Origin of the sequence: Ramlibacter sp. GCM10027632, assembly GCF_042675325.1 — a bacterium.
Classification (GTDB): Bacteria; Pseudomonadota; Gammaproteobacteria; order Burkholderiales; family Burkholderiaceae_C; genus Ramlibacter.
The window spans coordinates 511,381-533,794 of the sequence record NZ_JBHTGW010000001.1; the positions used below are offsets into that span (position 1 = coordinate 511,381).

General features: G+C 70.7%; 23 protein-coding genes. 16 read left to right on the forward strand and 7 right to left on the reverse strand.

From position 1 onward, the window contains the following. The 12 genes from nirB (at position 1) to ACFQZY_RS02350 (ending at position 13,635) form a co-directional block, all read left to right on the forward strand. A complete protein-coding gene (gene nirB / locus ACFQZY_RS02295; RefSeq protein ID WP_377412065.1) occupies positions 1-2,460 on the forward strand; it encodes a nitrite reductase large subunit NirB in 2,460 nt (819 codons plus the stop codon). A gap of 2 nt (positions 2,461-2,462) precedes the next feature. Beyond that, the gene (gene nirD, locus ACFQZY_RS02300; RefSeq protein WP_377412068.1) at positions 2,463-2,852 is read left to right on the forward strand and encodes a nitrite reductase small subunit NirD; all 390 of its coding nucleotides are present in this window, start codon (positions 2,463-2,465) and stop codon (positions 2,850-2,852) included. A 2-nt stretch (positions 2,853-2,854) separates the two neighbouring features. Continuing rightward, entirely contained in the window at positions 2,855-5,629 is a 2,775-nt protein-coding gene (locus tag ACFQZY_RS02305) for a molybdopterin-dependent oxidoreductase (protein ID WP_377412627.1), read from the forward strand. A 44-nt stretch (positions 5,630-5,673) separates the two neighbouring features. Further along, the gene (gene ybiB / locus ACFQZY_RS02310) at positions 5,674-6,618 is read left to right on the forward strand and encodes a DNA-binding protein YbiB (RefSeq protein ID WP_377412072.1); all 945 of its coding nucleotides are present in this window, start codon (positions 5,674-5,676) and stop codon (positions 6,616-6,618) included. A gap of 17 nt (positions 6,619-6,635) precedes the next feature. Further along, entirely contained in the window at positions 6,636-7,406 is a 771-nt protein-coding gene (cobA, locus tag ACFQZY_RS02315) for a uroporphyrinogen-III C-methyltransferase (RefSeq protein ID WP_377412075.1), read from the forward strand. A 59-nt stretch (positions 7,407-7,465) separates the two neighbouring features. Further along, a complete protein-coding gene (locus ACFQZY_RS02320; RefSeq protein WP_377412078.1) occupies positions 7,466-8,701 on the forward strand; it encodes an NAD(P)/FAD-dependent oxidoreductase in 1,236 nt (411 codons plus the stop codon). Positions 8,702-8,782: 81 nt separating this feature from the next. Beyond that, the gene (locus tag ACFQZY_RS02325; RefSeq protein ID WP_377412081.1) at positions 8,783-9,802 is read left to right on the forward strand and encodes an amino acid ABC transporter substrate-binding protein; all 1,020 of its coding nucleotides are present in this window, start codon (positions 8,783-8,785) and stop codon (positions 9,800-9,802) included. Further along, positions 9,799-10,833, forward strand: a complete 1,035-nt coding sequence (locus tag ACFQZY_RS02330; protein ID WP_377412085.1) for an amino acid ABC transporter permease — start codon at positions 9,799-9,801, stop codon at positions 10,831-10,833. The genes ACFQZY_RS02325 and ACFQZY_RS02330 overlap by 4 nt, the downstream gene beginning before the upstream one ends. Positions 10,834-10,837: 4 nt before the next feature. Next, positions 10,838-11,971: an amino acid ABC transporter permease gene (locus ACFQZY_RS02335; protein ID WP_377412088.1), complete on the forward strand. Its 1,134-nt coding sequence runs from the start codon at positions 10,838-10,840 to the stop codon at positions 11,969-11,971. Beyond that, positions 11,972-12,727: an amino acid ABC transporter ATP-binding protein gene (locus ACFQZY_RS02340; protein WP_377412091.1), complete on the forward strand. Its 756-nt coding sequence runs from the start codon at positions 11,972-11,974 to the stop codon at positions 12,725-12,727. Positions 12,728-12,875: 148 nt separating this feature from the next. Further along, on the forward strand, positions 12,876-13,088 hold the full coding sequence (gene rpsU, locus ACFQZY_RS02345; protein ID WP_012346814.1) for a 30S ribosomal protein S21: 213 nt from the start codon (positions 12,876-12,878) through the stop codon (positions 13,086-13,088). A 100-nt stretch (positions 13,089-13,188) separates the two neighbouring features. Then, positions 13,189-13,635 carry a GatB/YqeY domain-containing protein gene (locus ACFQZY_RS02350; RefSeq protein ID WP_377412094.1) on the forward strand — a complete coding sequence of 149 codons (447 nt, stop codon included), beginning with the start codon at positions 13,189-13,191 and terminating at the stop codon, positions 13,633-13,635. Positions 13,636-13,692: 57 nt separating this feature from the next. On the opposite strand, the gene pmbA is transcribed toward ACFQZY_RS02350, so the two are convergent. Continuing rightward, positions 13,693-15,069, reverse strand: a complete 1,377-nt coding sequence (gene pmbA, locus ACFQZY_RS02355) for a metalloprotease PmbA (protein ID WP_377412097.1) — start codon at positions 15,067-15,069, stop codon at positions 13,693-13,695. 60 nt (positions 15,070-15,129) lie between these two features. Between pmbA and yjgA the strand changes: the two genes are divergently transcribed. The 3 genes from yjgA (at position 15,130) to ACFQZY_RS02370 (ending at position 17,052) form a co-directional block, all read left to right on the forward strand. Beyond that, a complete protein-coding gene (yjgA, locus tag ACFQZY_RS02360) occupies positions 15,130-15,789 on the forward strand; it encodes a ribosome biogenesis factor YjgA (RefSeq protein ID WP_377412100.1) in 660 nt (219 codons plus the stop codon). Next, entirely contained in the window at positions 15,782-16,375 is a 594-nt protein-coding gene (gene mog, locus ACFQZY_RS02365; RefSeq protein ID WP_377412103.1) for a molybdopterin adenylyltransferase, read from the forward strand. Before yjgA ends, mog begins: the two co-directional genes overlap by 8 nt. Before the next feature lie 107 nt (positions 16,376-16,482). After that, positions 16,483-17,052: an NADPH-dependent FMN reductase gene (locus ACFQZY_RS02370; RefSeq protein WP_377412106.1), complete on the forward strand. Its 570-nt coding sequence runs from the start codon at positions 16,483-16,485 to the stop codon at positions 17,050-17,052. 12 nt (positions 17,053-17,064) lie between these two features. On the opposite strand, the gene cysE is transcribed toward ACFQZY_RS02370, so the two are convergent. After that, the gene (gene cysE / locus ACFQZY_RS02375) at positions 17,065-17,832 is read right to left on the reverse strand and encodes a serine O-acetyltransferase (protein WP_377412109.1); all 768 of its coding nucleotides are present in this window, start codon (positions 17,830-17,832) and stop codon (positions 17,065-17,067) included. A gap of 10 nt (positions 17,833-17,842) precedes the next feature. Then, entirely contained in the window at positions 17,843-18,574 is a 732-nt protein-coding gene (locus tag ACFQZY_RS02380; RefSeq protein ID WP_377412112.1) for an RNA methyltransferase, read from the reverse strand. 90 nt (positions 18,575-18,664) lie between these two features. On the opposite strand from ACFQZY_RS02380, the gene ACFQZY_RS02385 reads away from it, so the two are divergent. Then, positions 18,665-19,606: an inositol monophosphatase family protein gene (locus ACFQZY_RS02385; protein WP_377412114.1), complete on the forward strand. Its 942-nt coding sequence runs from the start codon at positions 18,665-18,667 to the stop codon at positions 19,604-19,606. 53 nt (positions 19,607-19,659) lie between these two features. Here ACFQZY_RS02385 and ACFQZY_RS02390 read toward each other — a convergent pair whose 3' ends face one another. From ACFQZY_RS02390 to ACFQZY_RS02405, 4 genes are all read right to left on the reverse strand, one after another. Next, positions 19,660-20,073, reverse strand: coding sequence for a hypothetical protein (locus ACFQZY_RS02390; protein WP_377412117.1), 414 nt, complete (start codon positions 20,071-20,073; stop codon positions 19,660-19,662). A 168-nt stretch (positions 20,074-20,241) separates the two neighbouring features. Then, entirely contained in the window at positions 20,242-20,955 is a 714-nt protein-coding gene (locus ACFQZY_RS02395) for a hypothetical protein (protein WP_377412120.1), read from the reverse strand. Positions 20,956-21,057: 102 nt separating this feature from the next. Beyond that, a complete protein-coding gene (locus ACFQZY_RS02400) occupies positions 21,058-21,333 on the reverse strand; it encodes an SWIB/MDM2 domain-containing protein (RefSeq protein ID WP_377412123.1) in 276 nt (91 codons plus the stop codon). Between the two features lie 100 nt (positions 21,334-21,433). After that, positions 21,434-22,399, reverse strand: coding sequence for a Bug family tripartite tricarboxylate transporter substrate binding protein (locus tag ACFQZY_RS02405; protein WP_377412126.1), 966 nt, complete (start codon positions 22,397-22,399; stop codon positions 21,434-21,436). Positions 22,400-22,414 lie beyond the last annotated feature (15 nt).

Below are 22,414 nucleotides of genomic sequence, written 5' to 3' on the forward strand. Positions count from 1 at the left end.
ATGAAGAAACTGAAACTCGTGATGGTCGGCAACGGCATGGCCGGCGTGCGCACGATCGAGGAGCTCCTCAAGATCGCGCCCGACCTGTATGACATCACCGTGTTCGGCGCGGAGCCGCACCCGAACTACAACCGCATCCTGCTGTCCCCGGTGCTCGCCGGCGAGCAGACGGTGGACGAGATCATCCTCAACTCCTGGGAGTGGTACCGCGAGAACGGCATCACCCTGCACGCGGGCAGGAAGGTGGTGGCGGTGGACCGCGTGCGCCGCGTGGTGCGCGCCGACGACGGCACCGAGGCGCCCTACGACCGGCTGCTCCTGGCCACCGGATCCAACCCCTTCATCCTGCCCCTGCCGGGCAAGGACCTGCAGGGCGTGATCGCCTACCGCGACATCGCCGACACCGAGGCCATGATCGACGCCGCGTCGAAGTACAGACACGCGGTCGTCATCGGCGGCGGCCTGCTGGGCCTGGAGGCCGCCAACGGCCTGAAGCTGCGGGGCATGGACGTCAGCGTGGTCCACGTGAACGACTGGCTGATGGAGCGCCAGCTCGATGACGTGGCCGGCGGCCTGCTGCGCAAGTCGCTGGAGGAACGCGGCCTGAAGTTCCTGATGAAGGCCCAGACCCAGGCGCTGGTGGGCGGCGAGGACGGCCGGGTGAAGGCCGTGCAGTTCAAGGACGGCACCGAGGTCCCCGCCGACCTGGTGGTGATGGCCGCGGGCATCCGGCCCAACACCGAGCTGGCCCAGTCCATGCGCCTGCACTGCGACCGCGGCATCGTGGTCAACGACACCCTGCAGACGGTCACCGACGCCCGCATCTACGCGGTGGGTGAATGCGCCGCGCATCGCGGCATCGCCTACGGCCTGGTGGCCCCGCTGTTCGAGCAGGCCAAGGTGGCGGCCAACCACCTGGCGCAGTACGGCATCGGCCGCTATGTCGGCTCGCTCACCTCGACCAAGCTCAAGGTGACCGGCATCGACCTGTTCTCCGCCGGCGACTTCATGGGCGGCGAGGGCACCGAGGAGATCGTCATGTCCGACCCCTTCGGCGGGGTCTACAAGAAGCTGGTGCTGAAGGACGACAAGCTGGTCGGCGCCTGCCTCTACGGCGACACGGTGGACGGCAGCTGGTACTTCAAGCTGCTGCGCGAGGGCCGCAGCGTGGCCGACATCCGCGACAAGCTGATGTTCGGCGAGTCCAACATCGGCGACACCGGACACGAGGGCCACAGCAAGGCCGCCGCCATGCCCGACGACGCCGAGGTCTGCGGCTGCAACGGCGTGAGCAAGGGCACGATCTGCAAGGCGATCAAGGACAAGGGCCTGTTCACCCTGGACGAGGTGCGCAAGCACACCAAGGCCAGCGCCAGCTGCGGCTCCTGCACCGGCCTGGTGGAACAGATCCTGATGTTCACCGCCGGCGGCGACTACTCCGCCACCCCGAAGAAGAAGGCCCTGTGCGGCTGCACCGAGCACTCGCACCAGGACGTGCGCGAAGCGGTCCGCGCCAACAAGCTGCTCACGGTGGCCGACACCATGAAGTTCCTGGAGTGGCGCACCCCCAATGGCTGCGCCACCTGCCGCCCCGCGATCAACTACTACCTGATCTCGACCTGGCCGCGCGAGGCGCAGGACGACCCGCAGAGCCGCTTCATCAACGAGCGCTCGCACGCCAACATCCAGAAGGACGGCACCTACTCGGTGATCCCGCGCATGTGGGGCGGCGAGACCACCGCCGGCGAGCTGCGCCGCATCGCCGACGTGGTGGACAAGTACCAGATCCCCACCGTCAAGGTCACCGGCGGCCAGCGCATCGACCTGCTCGGGGTGAAGAAGGAGGACCTGGTGGGCGTCTGGCAGGACCTGGGCATGCCCTGCGGCCATGCCTACGCCAAGGCCCTGCGCACGGTGAAGACCTGCGTGGGCAGCGAGTGGTGCCGCTTCGGCACCCAGGACTCGACGCAAATGGGCAAGGACCTGGAGCGCGCCCTGTGGCGCATGTACGCGCCGCACAAGGTCAAGCTGGCCGTCTCCGGCTGCCCGCGCAACTGCGCCGAGGCCGGCATCAAGGACGTGGGCGTGATCGGCGTGGACTCCGGCTGGGAGATCTACATCGCCGGCAACGGCGGCATCAAGACCGAGGTGGCCCACTTCCTGTGCAAGCTGAAGACCGCGCAGGAGGTGCTGGAATACAGCGGCGCCTTCCTGCAGCTGTATCGTGAGGAAGGCTGGTACCTGGAGCGCACCGTGCACTACGTGAGCCGCGTCGGCCTGGACTACGTGAAGCAGAAGATCCTCGAGGACCATGAAGGCCGCCAGGCGCTGTGGGAACGCCTGCAGTTCGCGCTCGATGGCGAGCCCGACCCGTGGTTCGACTTCGAGCAGGCCCGGGTCGACACCCGCCAGTTCGACAGGCTTCCCGCCCTCTCCACCCTCCCCGCGCCCAAGGTGTGACCATGAACAACGACTGGAAACTGATCTGCCGGGTCGAGGACATCCCCGTGCTCGGCGCGCGCCGCGTGCAACGCCCCCAGGGCCTGGACGTGGCCGTCTTCCGCAACGACGCCGGCCAGGTTTTCGCCCTGCTCGATCGCTGCCCGCACAAGGGCGGCCCGCTGTCGCAGGGCATCGTCTTCGGCACCCAGGTGGCCTGCCCGCTCCATAACTGGACCATCGGCCTGGAGGACGGCGCGGCCCGCGCGCCCGACCAGGGCTGCACCCAGCGCTTCTCGGTCAAGGTAGACGGCGGCGCCGTCTACCTCGACGCGAACGAGCTCGCCACCCTGGCCCTCACCGAATCCCGACCCATCGCCGGCCCGGCCCGGCGCACCACCGCCTGCCCATGACCCTGAAGGAAACCCGCTCCACCTGCCCCTACTGCGGGGTGGGCTGCGGCGTCATCATCGAATCGCAGGGCGACCAGGTGACCGGCGTGCGCGGCGACCCGCTGCACCCGGCCAACTTCGGCCGCCTGTGCACCAAGGGCTCGACCCTGCACCACACGGCCTCCGCCCCCATCACGCACCAGGCCCGCCTGCTGCACCCGATGCTGCGCGAGGAGCGCAGCGCCCCCGCCCACCGCGTGGGCTGGGACGCGGCGCTGGACCTGGCCGCGCGCAAGTTCGCCCGCACCATCGAGGCCCATGGCCCCGACGCGGTGGGCTTCTATGTCTCGGGCCAGCTGCTCACCGAGGACTACTACGTCTTCAACAAGCTGGCCAAGGGCCTGGTCGGCACCAACAACATCGACACCAACTCGCGCCTGTGCATGTCCAGCGCGGTGGCCGGCTACAAGCTCACGCTGGGCGCCGACGCGCCGCCCGCCTGCTACGACGACGTGAACCATGCCGACTGCCTGTTCATCGTCGGCAGCAACACCGCCTGGGCGCACCCGATCCTGTTCCGCCGTATCGAGGAGGCCAAGGCGAAGCGGCCGCAGATGAAGGTGATCTTCTGCGACCCGCGCCGCACCGACACCGCCGAGATCTGCGACCTCTACCTGCCGATCGAGCCCGGCACCGACGTGATGCTGTTCCACGGCCTGCTGCACATCATGCTGTGGGAAGGCTGGACGAACCCGGCCTACATCGAGGCCCGCACCACCGGCTTCGAGGCGCTCAAGGCCCGCGTGCGTGACTGCACGCCCGAGGCGGTCTCGCGCACCTGCGGCATCCCGGTGGCCGACCTGCACACCGCGGCGAAGTGGTTCGCCGCCTCGCCGGCCACCCTGAGCCTGTACTGCCAGGGCCTGAACCAGTCCGCCAACGGCACGGCCAAGAACGCCGCCCTGATCAACCTGCACCTGGCCTGCGGCCAGATCGGCCGCCCCGGCGCCGGCCCCTTCTCCCTGACCGGCCAGCCCAACGCCATGGGCGGGCGCGAGGTGGGCGGCCTGGCCAACCTGCTGTCCGCGCACCGCGACCTGGCCAACCCGCAGCACCGCGCCGAGGTCGCCGCGCTCTGGGGCCTGCCCGACGTGCCCGCCAAGCCGGGCAAGACCGCGGTGGAGATGTTCCAGGCCGCGGCCGACGGCGAGATCAAGGCGCTGTGGATCGCCTGCACCAACCCGGCCCAGTCCATGCCCGACCAGGCCACCGTGCGCCGGGCGCTGCAGCGCGCCGAGTTCGTGGTGGTGCAGGAGGCCTTCTCCACCACGGCCACGTGCGACTACGCGGACCTGCTCCTGCCCGCCACCACCTGGGGCGAGAAGGACGGCACCGTCACCAACTCCGAGCGCCGCATCAGCCGCGTGCGTCCCGCCGTGGCCGCCCCCGGCGGCACCCGGCACGACTGGCAGATCGCGCTGGATTTCGCGCGCCGCCTCGAGGCCCGCCTGCGTCCCGGCCAGCCCACGCTGTTCCCGTACGAGACCCCGGAACAGGTCTGGCTCGAGCATCGCGAATCCACCCGCGGCCGCGACCTGGACATCACCGGCCTGACCTACGCCATGCTGGAGGAGGCGCCGCGCCAGTGGCCGCTGCGCCCCGGCGAGGACCAGGGCCGGGCCCGCCTCTACGAGGACGGCATCTTCCCCACCGCCGACGGCAAGGCCCGTTTCGCCGACGTGGCCTACGTGCCGGTGGCCGAGCCGCGCGAGTCACGCTTTCCCTTCTCCCTCATCACCGGCCGCCTGCGTGACCAGTGGCACGGCATGAGCCGCACCGGCACCCTGGGCCGGCTGTTCGGGCATGTGCCCGAGCCGGTGATCCAGATGCACCCGCAGGACATGGCGCGCCGCGGCCTGGCCGAGGGCGACCTGGTCCACGTCACCTCCAAGCGCGGCTCCATCGTGGTGCCGGCCCAGGCGTCCAGCGAGGTCGCGCCCTCGCAGGCCTTCATGGGCATGCACTGGGGCGGCGAGTTCCTGGGCGGCGTCTCCAGCACCGGCGAGCCCCTGGCCGGCGTCAACCAGCTCACCACCTCGGCCTACTGCCCCGGCTCCAAGCAGCCCGAGCTGAAGCACGCCGCGGTGAAGATCCTGAAAGCCGAGATGCCCTGGTCGCTCCTGGCGGTGGCCTGGCTGCCCGAGGACGACGCCCTCGCGGTGCGCGAGCAATGCCGGCAGATGATGACGCGGTTCCCCTTCGCCACCTGCGTGCCCTTCGGCCGCGAGCGCACCGGCCTCCTGCTGCGCGCCGCCGCCTACGAGGCGCCGCCCGCCGAGGTGCTGGCGCGGCTGGAGTCGCTGCTGGGGCTGTCCGGCGCCGACGCGATCCGCTACGCCGACCCGCGCAAGGGCCAGCGCCGCGCCATGCGCCTGGCGCGCCAGGCCGATGGCGAGGCCCGGCTGGAAGCCTTCGTGCTGGCCGGCGACACCACCTCCGAGGCCTGGATCAAGGCCCTGCTGCAGGACGAACTGCCCGCCCAGGCCTACGGCCGCCTGCTGCTCTCGCCCGGCGCCAAGGCGCCGGTGGCGGTGCAGGCCCGGGGCAAGCAGGTCTGCACCTGCTTCAACATCACCGAGGACGCGATCCGCGACCGCCTGGCCACCTGCCACGGCGGGCCGGACGCCCGCCTGGCAAGCCTGCAGGCCGACCTGAAGTGCGGCACCAACTGCGGCTCCTGCGTGCCGGAGCTGAAGCGGCTGGTGCGGGCGACGATGCCCGCGGCCCAGGCCGCGTGAGGGCGGCGGCGGGGGTGGCCTGAATCAGCTTATCGCTGGAAGTCATGAGCCATCCCCGACAATCTCGCCCCATGGGCAGCATCAGCCACTACATCAAGGACATCGGCCGCGGCAAGGACGGCGCCCGCGCGATCACGCGCGAGCAGGCCGCCGACCTGTTCGGCCAGCTGCTCGATGGCAGCGTGAGCGACCTGGAGGTGGGCGCGTTCTGCCTGGCCATGCGGATCAAGGGCGAGACGGCCGACGAGATGGCCGGCTTCCTGGACGCCACCGCCTCGCGCATGCAGCGGGTGCCGGCGGGCGAGCGCACCCTGGTGGTGCTTCCGAGCTACAACGGTGCGCGCAAGCTGCCGGTGCTCACGCCCCTGCTGGCGCTGCTGGTGGCGCGCGAGGGCCTGCCGGTGCTGGTGCACGGCGCGGCCACCGAGGTCGTGCAGGGCAGCCGGGTCACCGCGCCCGCCGTGCTGCGCGCCCTCGAGATCGCCCCGCTGCACGCGGTGCGCGCCATCGCCCCCGGGGAGGTGGCCTTCCTGCCCACCGCGACCCTGTGCCCCGGGCTGCAGCGCCTGCTCGATGTGCGCCGCGTGGTCGGCCTGCGCAACTCGGCCCACAGCCTGGTCAAGCTGATGAACCCCAGCGAGGGGCCGGCCGTGGTGGTGGGCAGCTACACCCACCCCGAATACGCCATCTCCATGGCCGAGGTCTTCGAGCGCGTGGGCGCCACCGCCCTGCTGCTGCGCGGCACCGAGGGCGAGCCGGTGGCCGACGCCCGCCGGCTGCCGAAGATGGAAGGATTCATCCGAGGGCGGCGCGTGCTGCTCGAGGAAGGCCGCAAGGGCACCCTGACCGACCTGCCCGACATGCCCGCCGCGATTGACGCCGCCGCCACCGCGGCCTATATCCGCCGGGTGATGGCCGGGAACCTGCCCTTGCCGGCCTCGATCGCAACCCAGGTGGCACACATCGTGCAACTGGCGTTGCAGGCATGAATTTCTCGGAGACACCCATGGCATTCCCCGGCACCGTCACCCTCGTGGGCGCAGGCCCCGGCGACCCGGAGCTGCTGACGCTCAAGGCCGTCAAGGCGATCCAGTCCGCCACCGTGGTGTTCGTGGACGACCTGGTCGGCGACGAGATCGTGGCCCTGGCCGCCCCCACCGCCCGGGTGGTGCACGTGGGCAAGCGCGGCGGCTGCAAGAGCACGCCGCAGGCCTTCATCGAGAAGCTCATGATCACCGCCGCCCGCGAGGGCGAGGTGGTGGTGCGCCTCAAGGGCGGCGACCCCTTCATCTTCGGCCGCGGCGGCGAGGAGCGCGAGCACCTGCAGGCCGCCGGCATCCCGGTGACCGTGGTCAACGGCATCACCGCCGGCCTGGCCGCCGTGACCTCGCTGGGCGTGCCGCTGACGCACCGGGACCACGCCCACGGCGTCGTCTTCGTCACCGGCCATGCCAAGCCCGGCGATGCCGGCACCGACTGGGCCGCCCTGTCCGCGGCGGCGCATTCGGCCAGGCTGACCCTGGTGATCTACATGGGCGTGAGCGGCTGCCGCGAGATCCAGCAGGGCCTGCTGGCCGGCCTGCCCGCCTCCACCCCGGTGGGCGTGATCCAGCACGCCAGCCTGCCCCACCAGCGCCAGGTGGGCTGCACCCTGGGCGAGCTGCCCGCCGCCATCGCCCGCGAGGGCCTGGGCAGCCCCGCGGTCATCGTGGTGGGCGACGTCATGGCCGGCGTCGCCGCCGCCAGCGCCCGCGAGGCGCAGCGCCGCGCGGCCTGATCCCGGCCTGCCTGCCGCGCCCGGGGGCGCGGCACCCCGCCGACTACACTCGGCACCCCATGCAACAGTTCGACGCCGTCATCATCGGTGCCGGCGCGGCCGGCCTGTTCTGCGCCGGCGTCGCCGGCCAGCTGGGCCTGAAGGTCCTGGTCATCGACCATGGCGCCAAGGTCGCCGAGAAGGTCCGCATCGCCGGCGGCGGCCGCTGCAACTTCACCAACCGCGACCTCGACCCGCGCGCCCCGCAGAAGCACTTCCTGGGCGAGAACCCGAACTTCTGCCGCTCCGCCCTCTCCCGCTACACCGCGCAGGACTTCATCGACCTGGTCAGGCGCCACGGCATCCCCTTCCACGAGAAGCACAAGGGCCAGCTCTTTGGCGACCGCTCCTCGGAGGACTTCATCCGCATGCTCCTGGCCGAGTGCGAGGCCGGCGGCGTGCAGCGCTGGCAGCCGTGCAAGGTGGAGGCGGTACGCCACTCGGAAGCCACCGGCTACGAGGTCGACACCGACCGCGGTGCCGTGCGCGCGCCGCAGCTGGTGGTCGCCACCGGCGGGCTGTCCATCCCCCAGATCGGCGCCAGCGACTTCGGCTACCGCCTGGCCCGCCAGTTCGGCCTGCGCATCGTGGAGACCCGCCCCGCCCTGGTGCCCCTGACCTTCGACGGCGAGGCCTGGACGCCCTACGCGCAGCTGGCCGGCCTGGCCCTGCCGGTGCGTATCGAGACCGGCGCGAAGAAGGAGCGCATGGCGTTCGATGAGGACCTGCTGTTCACGCACCGCGGCCTGTCCGGCCCCGCCGTGCTGCAGATCTCCAGCTACTGGAAGCCCGGCGCCCCGATCCGCCTGGACCTCGCGCCCGGCGCCAGCCTGGCCGGCGCGCTGGCCGAGGCCAAGGCGCGCTCGCGCCGGCTGGTGGCCAACGAGCTGGCGGCCTTCGTGCCCGCGCGCCTGGCCGACGCCTGGGTGCAGCAGGACCCGGGCCTGCAGCGCCCGGTGAACGAGGCCTCCGACAAGGCCCTGGCCGCCCTGGCCCAGCGCCTGGCGGCCTGGGAGCTGGTGCCCACCGGCACCGAGGGCTACAAGAAGGCCGAGGTCACCGCCGGCGGCGTGGACACGCGCGAGCTGTCGCAGCAGACGATGGAGTCGCGCCAGCCGGGCCTGTACTTCATCGGCGAGGTGGTCGACGTCACCGGCTGGCTGGGCGGCTACAACTTCCAGTGGGCCTGGTCCAGCGGCTGGGCCTGCGCGCAGGGGATGGCGCAGCGGCAGGCCGAGGCGGCTGCACGCGCCTGAGCGCGCCGGTAGACTCGGGCGCGCTGCGCACGCAGCCCGGCCACCCCGCCCCGGGGCGGCCGGCAGAACAGAGAGGCCCCCATGAAACCGATTCGCCTGACCCTGCTCGCCGCGCTGCTCGCGGCCCTCACCAGCGCCCACGCGGGCAAGACGCTGGACACGATCAAGCAGAAGGACCAGATCGCCGTGGGCGTGAGCACCGGCGTGCCGGGGTTCTCCGCGGCTGACAGCCAGGGCCGCTGGAGCGGGCTGGACGTGGACATCGCCCGCGCCGTCGCCGCCGCCGTGCTGGGCAGCCCCGACAAGGTCAAGTGGGTGCCCCTGGCCTCGCAGCAGCGGTTCACCGCCCTGCAATCCGGCGAGGTGGACGTGCTCTCGCGCAACACCACCGTCACCCTCACCCGCGACGCCTCCATGGGCCTGGCCACCACCGCGGTGGTGTTCTACGACGGCCAGGGCTTCATGGTCCCGGCCAAGACGGGCGTGAAGAGCGCGAAGCAGCTCAAGGGCGCCACCGTCTGCGTGCAGTCGGGGACCACCTCGGAGAAGAACCTCACCGACTTCTCCCGTACCTTCAAGCTCAATCTCAAGCCGGTGGTGTTCGACAAGTTCGACGCCGCCAACGCCGCCTACTTCGCCGGCCGCTGCCAGGCCTACACCACCGACGCCTCGGGCCTGGCCTCGGTGCGCGCCAAGGAGGCGCAGGACCCGAAGGCCCACGTGATCCTGCCGGAGCTGATCTCCAAGGAGCCCCTGGGCCCGCTGGTGCGCCGCGGCGATGACGAGTGGCAGTCCATCGTGCGCTGGGTGATCCACGGCCTGGTCGAGGCCGAGGAGAACGGCATCACCCGCGCCAACGTCGACAAGCTCAAGGCCGAGACCACCGACCCGGTGGTGGGCCGACTGCTCGGCACCACCGAGGACATGGGCAAGCCCCTGGGCCTGGACCGCGACTGGCTGGCCCGCGCGATCCGCGCGGTGGGCAACTACGGCGAGATCTACGAGCGCAACGTCGGCGAGAAGACCCCGGTGGGCCTGCCGCGCGGCAAGAACCAGCTCTGGACCCAGGGCGGCCTGATGTACGCCCTGCCGGTGCGTTGAGCGCCCGCGCCCCGATCCCGGCGCGGCCGGCGCCGCCCGCGCCGCGCGCCGCCTGGTCCTGGCGCAACCCGGCCACCCGCGCCCTGGTGTGGCAGGCGCTGGCGGTGGCCGCGGTGCTGGGCCTGGTCGCCTGGCTGGCGCACAACACCCAGGCCAACATGGCGGCCCGCGGCATCCGCAGCGGCTGGGACTTCCTCACCCAGCCCGCCGGCTTCGACATCGGCGAGCAGCCGATCGCCTTCGACGCGGCCGACGCCTACTGGAAGGCCTTCGGGGTGGGCCTGCTCAACACCCTGCGGGTGGCGGTGGCCGCCATCGTCCTGTGCACGGTGGTCGGCGCGGCGGTCGGCGTGGGCCGCTTCTCGCCCAACGGGCCGGTGCGCGCCCTGTGCCGCGCCTACGTCGAGGCCTTCCGCAACGTGCCGCTGCTGGTGCAGCTGCTGGTCTGGTACCTGCTGCTGATGGAGACCCTGCCCGAGCCGGCCCAGGCCTGGCGCTGGGGCGAGGCGGTGTTCGTGAGCAAGGCGGGCCTGAGCCTGCCCTTTCCCGCGCCCGGCGAGGCCGGCTGGCACTGGAGCGTGCCCGCGCCGGGCGCCTTCGCCATCGAGGGCGGCGCGACGCTGACCTCGGAATTCCTGGCGGTGCTGGCGGGCCTGTCGTTCTACACCGCGGCCTTCGTCGCCGAGGTGGTGCGCGCCGGCATCGCCGCCGTGCCGCGCGGCCAGGTGGAGGCGGCCCAGAGCATCGGCCTCACCCGCTGGCAGGTGCTGCGCCGCGTCACCGGCCCGCAGGCGCTGCGGGTCATGGTGCCGCCCCTGACCAACCAGTACCTGAACCTGACCAAGAACTCGTCGCTGGCGGTGGCGGTGGGCTATCCCGAGCTGGTGTCCATCGCCAACACCAGCCTGAACCAGACCGGCCGGGCGCTGGAGTGCATCGCGATCGTGATGGCGGTCTACCTGGCGCTGTCGCTGGCCACCGCCCTGGCCATGGGACTCGTGAACCGGCGCGCCGCGCTGCGGGAGCGCTGAGGCCATGGACGAAGCCACCCCGCCCACCCAGGCCGCCCGGGCCCGTGATGGCTTCCTGCCGGCCCGCCCGGCGCCCGCCGCCCCCGGCGGCCTGGCAGCGCGCCTGCGCCGCGAGCTGTTCGGCGGAACGCTGGGCAGCCTGACCACCCTCGCCTTCCTGGCCTGGATCGCCTGGACCCTGCCGCCCCTGGCGGACTGGGCCCTGTGGCGGGCCGTCTGGCAGCCCGACGCGAACGCCTGCCAGGCCGCCCGCGGAACTGGCGCCTGCTGGGGCGTGATCGCCGAGAAGTACCGGGTGATCCTGCTCGGACGCTACCCGCTGGAGGCGCAGTGGCGGCCGGTGCTGGCCACCGGGCTGCTGCTGGTGATGGTGGCCGCCAGCGGCATCCGCCGGTGCTGGTCGAAATGGCTGGTGCTGGCCTGGGCGCTGGCCGGCGCGGCCTGCTTCGCCCTGCTGCATGGGGGCGTGGCCGGCCTGGCCCGCGTGCCCACCGACCACTGGGGCGGCCTGCCCCTGACCCTGGTCCTGAGCACCCTGGCCATCGTGCTGGCCTTCCCGCTGGCGGTGGCCCTGGCGCTGGGCCGGCGCAGCGGCATGCCCGCCATCCGCACGCTGTGCGCGGCCTACATCGAGCTGGTGCGCGGCGTGCCCCTGATCTCGGTGCTGTTCATGGCCAGCTTCCTGTTCCCCCTGTTCCTGCCGCCCGGCACCACGCCGGACGTGCTGGTGCGGGTGGTGGCGGGCATCGCCCTGTTCGCCGCGGCCTACCTGGCCGAGACGATCCGCGGCGGCCTGCAATCCGTGCCGCGCGGGCAGCTCGAAGCCGCCGCCAGCGTCGGCCTGGGCTGGTGGGCGACCCAGCGCCGGGTGGTGCTGCCGCAGGCCCTGGGCGCGGTGGTGCCCGGCCTGATGAACAGCTTCATCTCCATCTTCAAGGACAGCTCCCTGGTCACCATCGTGAGCTTGTACGAACTCACCGGCTCCCTCGGCCTGGCCCTCTCCGGCGACCCCGAGTGGCGCCCCTTCCTGGCCGAGGGCTACCTGTTCATCACCGTCATCTACTTCATCTTCTGCGCCGCCATGTCCCGCTACAGCCTGTGGGTCGAGCAACGGCAGGCGCGCTCGCAGGCCCGCTGAATGACCCCAGACACCCTGATCCGCTTCGACAAGGTCAACAAGTGGTTCGGCCCCAACTTCCATGTGCTGCGCGACATCGACCTGCAGGTGCGCCGCGGCGAGCGCGTGGTGGTGTGCGGCCCCTCCGGTTCGGGCAAGTCGACCCTGATCCGCTGCGTCAATGCGCTGGAGCCGTTCCAGGAGGGCCGGCTGGTGGTGGGCGGCGTCACGCTGGAGGCCGAGGGCCGGCAGGACGAGCGCGCCATCCGGGAGGTTCGCCGCCGGGTGGGCATGGTGTTCCAGCAATTCAACCTGTTTCCGCACCTGAGCGTGCTGGACAACCTCACCCTGGGCCCGATCCATGCGCAGAAGCTGCCCCGCGCGCAGGCCGAGGCGACGGCGCTGGCGCAGCTCGAGCGGGTGCACATCGCCGACCAGGCGCACAAATTCCCGCTGCAGCTCTCGGGCGGGCAGCAGCAGCGGGTGGCGATCGCCCGGGCGCTGTGCCTGGAGCCCCAGGTGCTGCTGTTCGACGAGCCCACCTCCGCGCTGGACCCGGAGATGGTGGGCGAGGTGCTGGGCGTGATGACCGAGCTGGCCGGCCAGGGCATCACCATGGTCTGCGTGACCCACGAGATGGGTTTCGCCCGGGCGGTGGCCGACCGCATGGTGTTCATGGACCAGGGCCAGGTGATGGAGGAAGCCCCTGCGGCCGCCTTCTTCGAGCGGCCGCAAAGCCCCCGCGCCCGGGCCTTCCTGGACAGCCTGCGGACCTGAGCGGCCCCGGCTGTTTGGCATGCCCTTCACAATGGCTATAATCTGGGGCTTTGCTGGCAAACCCCCGGCGGCCTGATCAACTACATAGCCGGGGAACCCCCGCTGCAAGCCCGATCTTCTTGCAGCACCAATTTGGATCCAAAGACGAATGACGACCATCCGTGTCAAAGAAAACGAGCCCTTCGACGTGGCCCTGCGCCGCTTCAAGCGCACCATCGAAAAGCTGGGCCTGCTGACCGAACTGCGCGCCCGCGAGTTCTACGAGAAGCCCACCGCCGAGCGCAAGCGCAAGAAGGCCGCCGCCGTCAAGCGCCACTACAAGCGCGTGCGCAGCATGCAGCTGCCCAAGAAGCTGTACTAATCAGCTTCCCGGCTGCCTAGGCATCCACAAAGCCCGCCCGGGGACGCCCGCGCGGGCTTTCGTTTTTTCAGAATCACCCGAATCCCTCAAGGAGAAGACCATGTCCCTCAAGCAGACCCTCAGCGACGACATGAAGGCCGCCATGCGCGCCAAGGACATGGAGCGCCTGGGCACCATCCGCCTGCTGCAGGCCGCGATCAAGCAGAAGGAAGTGGACGAGCGCGTCGAACTGGATGACGCCGGCGTGGTCGCCATCGTCGACAAGCTGATCAAGCAGCGCAAGGACAGCATCGACGCCTTCCAGAAGGCCGCCCGCCAGGACCTGGCCGACAAGGAAGCCGCCGAGATGGCGGTGCTGCAGGCCTACCTGCCGGCGCGCCTGTCCGCCGAGGAAGTGGCCGCCGAGGTCAAGGCCATCGTCACCGAGCTGGGCGCTTCCGGCCCCGGCGACATGGGCAAGGTCATGGGCGCGGTGAAGGCGAAGCTGGCGGGCAAGGCCGACATGGGCCAGGTCTCCGCCGCGGTGAAGGCGGCCCTGGCGGGTTGAGGCAGGGGGCAGGCGCCCCCTCCGGCCGGCCCCTCCCCCGTGGGGGACGGAGGGGAATCAGCTGCCGGCGACCTTCATCCGGTTGACCAGGATCGAGCCCACGGTCTTGGCGCCGTAGCTGTAGGCGTCGGCGCCGATCGCCTCGATGCCCTTGAACATGTCCTTGAGGTTGCCGGCGATGGTGATCTCCTGCACCGGGAAGGCGATCTCGCCGTTCTCGACCCAGAAGCCGCTCGCGCCGCGCGAGTAGTCGCCGGTGACGTAGTTCACCCCCTGCCCCATCAGCTCGATCACGAACAGGCCGGTGCCCAGCTTGCGCAGCATCTCGTCGAGGTCGTCCCCCGTCTTCGTGCGGCGCGAGGTCAGCACCAGGTTGTGCGAGCCGCCGGCGTTGCCGGTGGTGCGCATGCCCAGCTTGCGGGCCGAGTAGCTGGAGAGGAAGTAGCCGCCGACCTTGCCGGCCTCCACCACCTGGCGCGCGCCGGTGCGCACGCCCTCCTCGTCGAACGGGGCGCTGCCCTTGCCGCCACGGACATGGGCATCCTCGGTGATGTCCACATGCCTGGGGAAGACCTGCTTGCCCAGCGAGTCCAGCAGGAACGTGCTGCGGCGGTACAGGGCGCCGCCGCTGGTGGCCTGCACGTAGGACCCCAGCAGGCCCGCGGCCAGCGGCGACTCGAACAGCACCGGGCACTCGCGGGTGGAGATCTTGCGGGCGTTCAGGCGCGAGAGCGCGCGCTCGGCGGCGTAGCGGCCGACGGCCTCGGGCGAGGCCAGGTCCCGGGCGTCGCGCATGGAGCTGTACCAGGCGTCGCGCTGCATGTTGTCGCCGCGGCCGGCGATCGGCGCCACCGACAGCGAGTGCCGCGAGCTGGCGTAGCCGCCGCGAAAGCCCCGGGTGTGGGCGCTGAAGAAGTGGCTTTGCTGCGCGGAGACGCCCGCGCCCTCGCTGTTGGTGATCTTCCGGCTGGTCTTGAGGGCCGCGGCCTCGCAGGCCAGGGCCATCTGCGCCGCCTGCTCGCTGTCGATGGCCCAGGGGTGGAACAGGTCGAGGTCGGGCTGCTCGTGGGGCTGGGCGATGTCCTGCGCGTCGGGCAGGCCGGCCACCGGGTCCTCGGCGGTGAAGCGGGCGATGTCGTAGGCCGCCTGCACGGTCTGGCGGATGGCGGCCTCCGAGAAGTCGGAGGTGCTGGCATTGCCCCGGCGCTGGCCGATGTAGACGGTGACGCCCAGGGACTTGTCCCGGTTGCGCTCCACGTTCTCCAGCTCGCCCTTGCGCACCGAGACGCTCAGGCCGCAGCCCTCGGAGGCCTCGGCGCCGGCGTCGGTGGCCCCCAGCCGCTTGGCGTGGGCCAGGGCGGTGTCCACCAGGTGTTCGAAGTGGGCACGGCTGTACGAGAAGCCGGATTCGGCGCGGTCGGAGGTCTTCGTCATGGCGGGGCTATGATACTTGCGACCCCGTCGCGGCAATGGCCGCGCTCCCTGATTCCCACCATGTCACGCAAACCCAAACGAGGCTACTTCGTGCGCGGCCAGTTCGTCGCCGAAGGCAGCGAACTGGACCTGCAGCTCAAGGCCGAACTCAAAGGCTCGGAGATCAGCAAGACCGACCTGAAACGCGAGAGCACCGAGCTGCAGAAGCTCGGGCAGGATCTCATGACGCTGCGCCGCGACCTGTTCGACGGACTGCAGCTGCCCGACAAGCTGGTCGAGGCCCTGGCCGAGGCCGGCCGCATCACCAACTTCGAGGGCAAGCGCCGGCAGATGCAGTTCGTCGGCAAGCTGATGCGCCAGCTCGACGAGGCGCAGGTCGACGCGATCCGCGCCGCGCTCGAGGTGCAGCAGAAAGGCTCGGCCGCCGAGACGATGGCCCTGCACCTGGCCGAGCGCTGGCGCGACGACCTGATCGAGCGCGACGAGGCCGTGGGCGAATGGCTCACCCAGTACCCCGGCACCGACTCGCAGCAGCTGCGCGCCCTGGTGCGCCAGGCCCGCAAGGACCGGCCCGCGCCGGATGCCGACGCGGTATCCAGGGGCCAGGCCCCGCGCCAGGGCCGTGCCTACCGCGAGATCTTCCAGCTGGTGCGCGAGCAGCTCGACGCGGCCCGCGCGGATGAAGCCGCCGACAGCGGCGAGGACGACGGCGATGAGTGATTTCGACCCGGTCAGGATCGGCATCGTCTCCATAAGCGACCGCGCCTCCAGCGGCGTCTACGAGGACAAGGGCCTGCCCGCCCTGCAGGACTGGCTGACCCGCGCCCTGCGCAACCCGATCACCTTCGAGCCGCGCCTGATCCCCGACGAGAAGGACCGCATCAGCGCCACCCTCGTCGAGCTGGTCGACGCCGGCTGCTCGCTGGTGCTCACCACCGGCGGCACCGGCCCGGCGCCGCGCGATCTCACCCCCGAGGCCACCCTGGCCGTGGCCGACAAGGAGATGCCCGGCTTCGGCGAGCAGATGCGCCAGATCTCGCTGAAATTCGTGCCCACGGCCATCCTGTCGCGGCAGGTGGCGGTGATCCGGGGCCGCAGCCTGATCATCAACCTGCCGGGCCAGCCCAAGTCCATCCAGGAGACGCTGGAGGGCCTGAAGGACGCCGAGGGCAGGAGCCTGGTGCCCGGCATCTTCGCCGCCGTGCCCTATTGCATCGACCTGATCGGCGGCCCCTACCTCGAGGCCGACGAGGCGGTGTGCAAGGCCTTCCGGCCCAAGAACGCGATCCGCCCGCCCAAGGCCTGATCCCTTCGCGTCTGGCTACGGACGCCGCTTGTGGCGGGCGCGCCCGGCTCCTAGAGTGACTCCTGGCGCCGGGGCGGTCCCGGCGCCGCCCCCGCGAAGGAGATCCCATGACCCGCTACAAGGTCGGCTATTTCGTCGGCAGCCTGTCCTCCACCTCCATCAACCGCCTCCTGGCCAGGGCCCTGGTGAAGCTGGCCCCGCCGCAGCTGGAGATGGTGGAGATCCCGATCCGCGACCTGCCCCTGTACAGCCCCGACTACGACGCCGACTACCCGCCGGTGGCGCGCGCCTTCAAGCAGGCCATCGCCGACTGCGACGCGGTGCTGTTCGTGACGCCGGAGTACAACCGCTCGATCCCGGGCTGCCTGAAGAACGCGATCGACTGGGCCAGCCGGCCCTGGGGCCAGAATGCCTTCTCGAAAAAGGCCTCGGGCGTGATCGGCACCTCGCCGGGCTCGATCGGCACCGCCGTGGCGCAGAGCCACCTTCGCAGCGTGCTGTGCTTCTGCAACTCGCCGCTGATGAACACCGTCGAGGCCTACATCCAGTTCAAGCCCGGGCTGATCACGGACGACGGCACGGTGACCGAGGAGCGCGTGCGGGAGTTCCTGGCCAACTACCTCGTCGAGATGCAGGCCTTCGTGGCCCGGGTCCTCACGGTGCTGCCACGCACCTGACCGGGCGCCGGGCTACTTGCCCACCAGCTGCTGCAGCTTGTCGGCCTCGAAGCTCTCCTTCTTGGCCGCATCCAGCGGCACGCAGTCCTGCTGCTTCGTGGAGAGCTTCTCGATCGCGGCCCAGAGCAGCGCGATCTGGTGCTCCTGGGAGGCGGCGTTGTCGATCAGGCCCTTCATGGCCTGGGACAGCGGGTCGTCGCTCTGGGTAATGCCGTAGGCGGAAAAACCCATCTTGCTGGCCACTTCCTCGCGGCGGGCCGAGTCCTCGGCCTGGATGATGCGCGCCGGGATGCCCACCGCCGTGGCGCCGGCGGGCACCGGCTTGGTCACGACCGCATTGGAGCCGATGGCCGCGCCGTCGCCCACCTCGAAGCCGCCCAGCACCTTGGCGCCGGCGCCCACGACCACGTTGCGGCCCAGGGTGGGGTGGCGCTTGGCGCCCTTGGTCAGCGAGGTGCCGCCCAGGGTGACGCCCTGGTAGATGGTGCAGCCGTCGCCGACCTCGGCGGTCTCGCCGATCACCACGCCCATGCCGTGGTCGATGAAGACGCCGTCACCGATCTTCGCGCCGGGGTGGATCTCGATGCCGGTGGCCCAGCGCGAAAACTGCGAAGTGAAGCGCCCCAGCCAGCGCAGGCCGCGCCCCCAGAACCAGTGGGCCACGCGGTGCAGCACCAGCGCATGCAGGCCCGGATAGCAGGTGACCACCTCCCACTTGCTGCGCGCGGCAGGGTCGCGGTCGAGGATGCACTGGATATCGGAACGCAAGCGGCTGAACATGGCGCGCAGTCTAGCCCTTGTGGGATCGGGCAGCTTGGCTCATGGACTTCGCCACGCCGCGCAGGATATGGATTTCCTCGGGCGTGAGCCGGGCCCGGTTGAACAATTGGTTCAGGCGCGGCATCAGCTTCTTGGGCGCGGCCGGGTCGAGGAAGCCGATCTCCACCAGGGAGCGCTCCCAGTGGGCCAGCAGGCCCGCCACCGACTGCGCGTCGGCCTCGGCCGGGGGCGCCGGCGGGGCCACCGTGTAGCCGCCCAGGGCCTGGCGCCACTCGTAGGCGATCACCTGGATCGCCGAGGCCAGGTTCAGGGAGCCGAACTCGGGATTGGTGGGGATGCTCAGGGCCACGTGGCAGCGGTACACGTCGGCATTGGCCAGGCCGAAGCGCTCGGGGCCGAAGAGGAAGGCCACGCCATCGGGCGGCTGGGGCGCGGCCACCAGTCCCGCCAGGTGCTCGCGCGGGGCCGCAGTGGGGGGACCGAAATCGCGCGGGGTCATGGCCGTGGCGCACAGGTGGGAGACGCCGTCGAGCGCCTCGTCCAGCGTGGCGACGATGCGGGCGCGCTCGAGGATGTCGGTGGCGCCGCTGGCGCGCTGCAGGGTTTCCTCGCGCTGGAGCACGTCGGGCCAGCGGGGGTCGACCAGCACCAGGTCGTCGAAACCCATGACCTTCATGGCCCGGGCGGCGGCCCCGACATTGCCGGCGTGGCTGGTCTGAATGAGGATGAAACGGGTCTTCACGCGTCGAAAGTAGAATACGGGCCTATTGTCGCCGCCCGCATCGCCGGGCCTTCCCGTCCGCCCGCGGACGCGCCCAGCCCTTTACCACCGATGTCGTCCACCCTGCACCCGATGCTCAACATGGCCATCAAGGCCGCCCGCGCCGCCGGCGCCATCATCAACCGCGCCGCGCTTGATGTGGAATCCGTGCGCATCTCGCAGAAACAGGTGAACGACTTCGTGACCGAGGTGGACCACGCCAGCGAGCGGGCCATCATCGAGACCCTGCTCACCGCCTACCCCGACCACGCCATCTGGGCCGAGGAGTCGGGCCGCACCGAGGGCCGCCAGGGCTCCGACTTCGTCTGGATCATCGATCCCCTGGACGGCACCACCAACTTCATCCACGGCTTCCCGGTGTACTGCGTGAGCATCGCCCTGGCCGTGAAGGGCAAGGTTGAACAGGCGGTGGTGTACGACCCCACCCGCAACGACCTGTTCACCGCCACCCGCGGCCGCGGCGCCTTCCTGAACGAGCGCCGCATCCGCGTGAGCAAGCGCACCGACCTGCGCCAGTGCCTGATCTCCACCGGCTTCCCGTTCCGCTCCGGCGACAACTTCAACAACTACCTGCGCATGATGGCGGACATCATGCCCCGCACCGCCGGCCTGCGCCGCCCCGGCGCCGCGGCGCTGGACCTGGCCTATGTGGCGGCCGGCTTCACCGACGCCTTCTTCGAGACCGGCCTGGCGCCCTGGGACGTGGCGGCCGGCTCGCTGCTGGTGCAGGAAGCCGGCGGCCTGGTGGGCAACTTCACCGGCGAGTCCGACTTCCTCGAGCAGAAGGAATGCCTGGCCGGCGCGCCGCGCGTGTACGGCCAGCTGGTGCCGATCCTGCACAAGTACAGCAAATTCGCCGGCGCCGGCGAGAAGGCGGCCCTGCGCCAGGCTGTGCCCGCGGCCGCGGAAGAATCCGGCGATGCCGCAGAGGCAGCGCCGGCCGCCGATGCGCCCGCCGCGGGCGACGCACCGGCGCAGGACGCGCCGTTCTGATCCCTGGGTGATCCCCGGCTGATGGCCTGCGGGCGGCTGGCGCCGCCCCGGCCTCAGTGGTGGTCGCCGTCCGAGGGGTGCGGCAGGCGCATCACCTCGTCGAAGCGACGCTCGTAGTCCTGCATCATCGAGTGGTCGAGCATCTTCGCCAGCAGGTGGTCGGGGGTGTCCTGGATGCTGGACACCAGCACGTCGACCAGGGCACCGAGGCGCACCGTGACCGCGTGGGCCTCGTCCGCATCGAGTTGCGCCTCGGCGGCATGCACCCGGTCCTCGTACATGCCCATGATGCGGCGCATCGCCTCGGCATGGACATCGTGCGCCGGCATGCCTTCGCGGCTCACCATCGACGAGTCGCCCGACATGCCCGCGGGCATGGCCCAGGGCATCATGCTGCGCGCGCCCTCGAAGCGGGCCCGCAGCCAGTCGCCCAGGTGCCAGGCGGTGTCGGTGGGGCGAGCGGGCATGCTGTCCTTCGCCTCGGGCATCTGCGGCTGCCCGGACGGGTCCGGGCGGCGGACGTGTCTTGAGAAGGGAGAGGCCATGGCGGATCCTTTCGGCACGCAGCGCCAAGGCGTGGCGCCATCGGCGCGCCATACTCACATTAGTCGATGGAAGGCTCGTTTTGCAAACGGTCAGTTCATCGCGATCGACCGAGCGACTTTCACGGCTCGCTCGGCGCCCTCGATCCGTGCCACATGTTGCTCGACCTCTGCGCTGAAGCGGTCCAGGGCAACCGGATCTTCAAGCATGGAGCGATCCAGGGCAGGGGCCTCGACGTCATCGAGGATCTCGTTGTCCACCTGCATCGCGATCAGGTCCCACATCAACCCCGCATCGTCGGGATCCACGGGGGGCACCACGCCCGCATCGCCGTGCCCCCTGGGCGACTCGGTCGGCGGGGCGGCCGACTGCACCAGCGTCGATGCGGTCGATGTCACATGCATTGCCGGAAGCTCCAGCGATCGATCGACAGGGGGGAGCGGCCTCGGGTTCAGGCGCCCGACAGCCCCATAGATCGCAAAAATTGTCTTTTCATCGACAGCCGTCTGCCGAGGGGCCATGTCGTCCACGACGCTGGCCAGGACCCTCACCGGCAGACGACATCCTTCGGCACGCAGGCTCTCCCTCACGAATCGACTGCGCAGGCGTGCGTCCCGCGAGTCCCAGTCCCTGCAAGCCGTGACGATGCGACGCAGAACCGGCAGCCGGGACACGAGCGCCACGGACACGTAGCGGCCGCAGAAACGGGCCACGGCGCGCTGGAAGGACGAAGGAGGGGGAGTATCCCGGGAGAAGTTGCGCCAGGCTTGCGCGGCGTCATCGAGGCGGATGTCTGGAGAGGTCATGGGAGCTCCGGTCCGGCCTCCCGGCGAGGCCGCGACCGGGTCCGTGACGCCCGAGCCACGATGGTTCACGGCCCGGGCGTCATGCCGGGCCGTGCAGGAGGATCAGGACAGGTGGGCGTTCACCAGCTTGGTCATCTCGAACATCGTGACCTGCGGCTTGCCGAAGATCGCCAGCAGCTTGGCGTCGGCGTTGATGTTGCGCTTGTTGGCGGCGTCCTGCAGGTTGTGCTTCTTGATGTATTCCCAGATCTTCTTGGTCACTTCGGTGCGCGGCTGGGGCTCGGCGCCGATCACGGCGGCCAGGGCGGCGCTGGGCTTCATGGCCTTCATGAAGGCCGGGTTGGCGGCGCGCTTGGCGGGGGTGGCTTTTTCGGTCATGCGTATCTCCTTGTGTAGGGGGTGGGCAGCACGGGCACGGCCCGTGCAAAGGCACGCCATCCTAACCGCATGGCGCGCCCTCCCCCTTTAGTGGGATGCCTCAGTCGATGCGGATGCGGCCTTCGGTGATGATCTTCTGGGACCTGGCCATGTCGTCCGCCTGGAACTTGCGGAAGTCCTCGATGCTGCCGGTGGACACCAGCAGCCCCTGCTGCACGAGGCGATCGCGCATCTCGCCGGCCAGGGCCTTGTTCACCTGCGCGTTCAGCAGGCTGCGGATCTCCGGGGCCACCTTGACCGGCGCCCACAGGCCGTACCAGCTGTAGGCCTCGTAGCCGGGAATGGTCTCGGCCACCGTCGGCACGTCCGGCAGGTTGGGCGTGCGCGTGTTGGACGTCACCGCCACCACCCGCAGCAGGCCGTTCCTGTGGTACTGGAGCGAGCCGAGGATGGGGTCGATGAAGCCATCGATCTGGCCGCCGATCAGGTCCTGGAAGGCCGGCGCCGTGCCCTTGTACGGGACCACGGTGTAGTCCAGGCCGCCGGTGCGCTTGAGGAGTTCGGTGGCCAGGTGGCCGGCCGAGCCGACCGAGCCCACCGCGAAGGTCATCTTGCCCGGGTTGGCCTTGGCGTAGGCGATCAGCGACTTGATGTCGGTGACCGGCAGGTTCTTGTTGATCGCCACCGACAGCGGCGCCTTGGCGACCATGGCCACCGGCGCGAAGTCGTTGACCACGCTGTACGGCACCTGCTTCATCGTCATCGGCGCGGTGGTGAAGGTGGAGGCGTTGAACAGGAGCGTGTAGCCGTCGGCGGGGGCCTTGGCCACCGCGTCCGCGCCGATGATGCCGTTGCCGCCCGGGCGGTTCTCGACCACGAACTGCTGCCCCGTCTGCTCGCTGAGCTTCTGCGCCAGGCCACGGCCCACGGCGTCGAGCGTGCCGCCCGGCGGGAAGGGAATGATCACCCGAACCGGCTTGCTCGGGTAGTTGTCGGCCAGCGCGGGCCAGGGAGCGGCCGCCAGGGCGGCGGACGCGGCGATCAGGGTGAGAAGCTTGCGGCGCATGGTTGTCTCCATTGG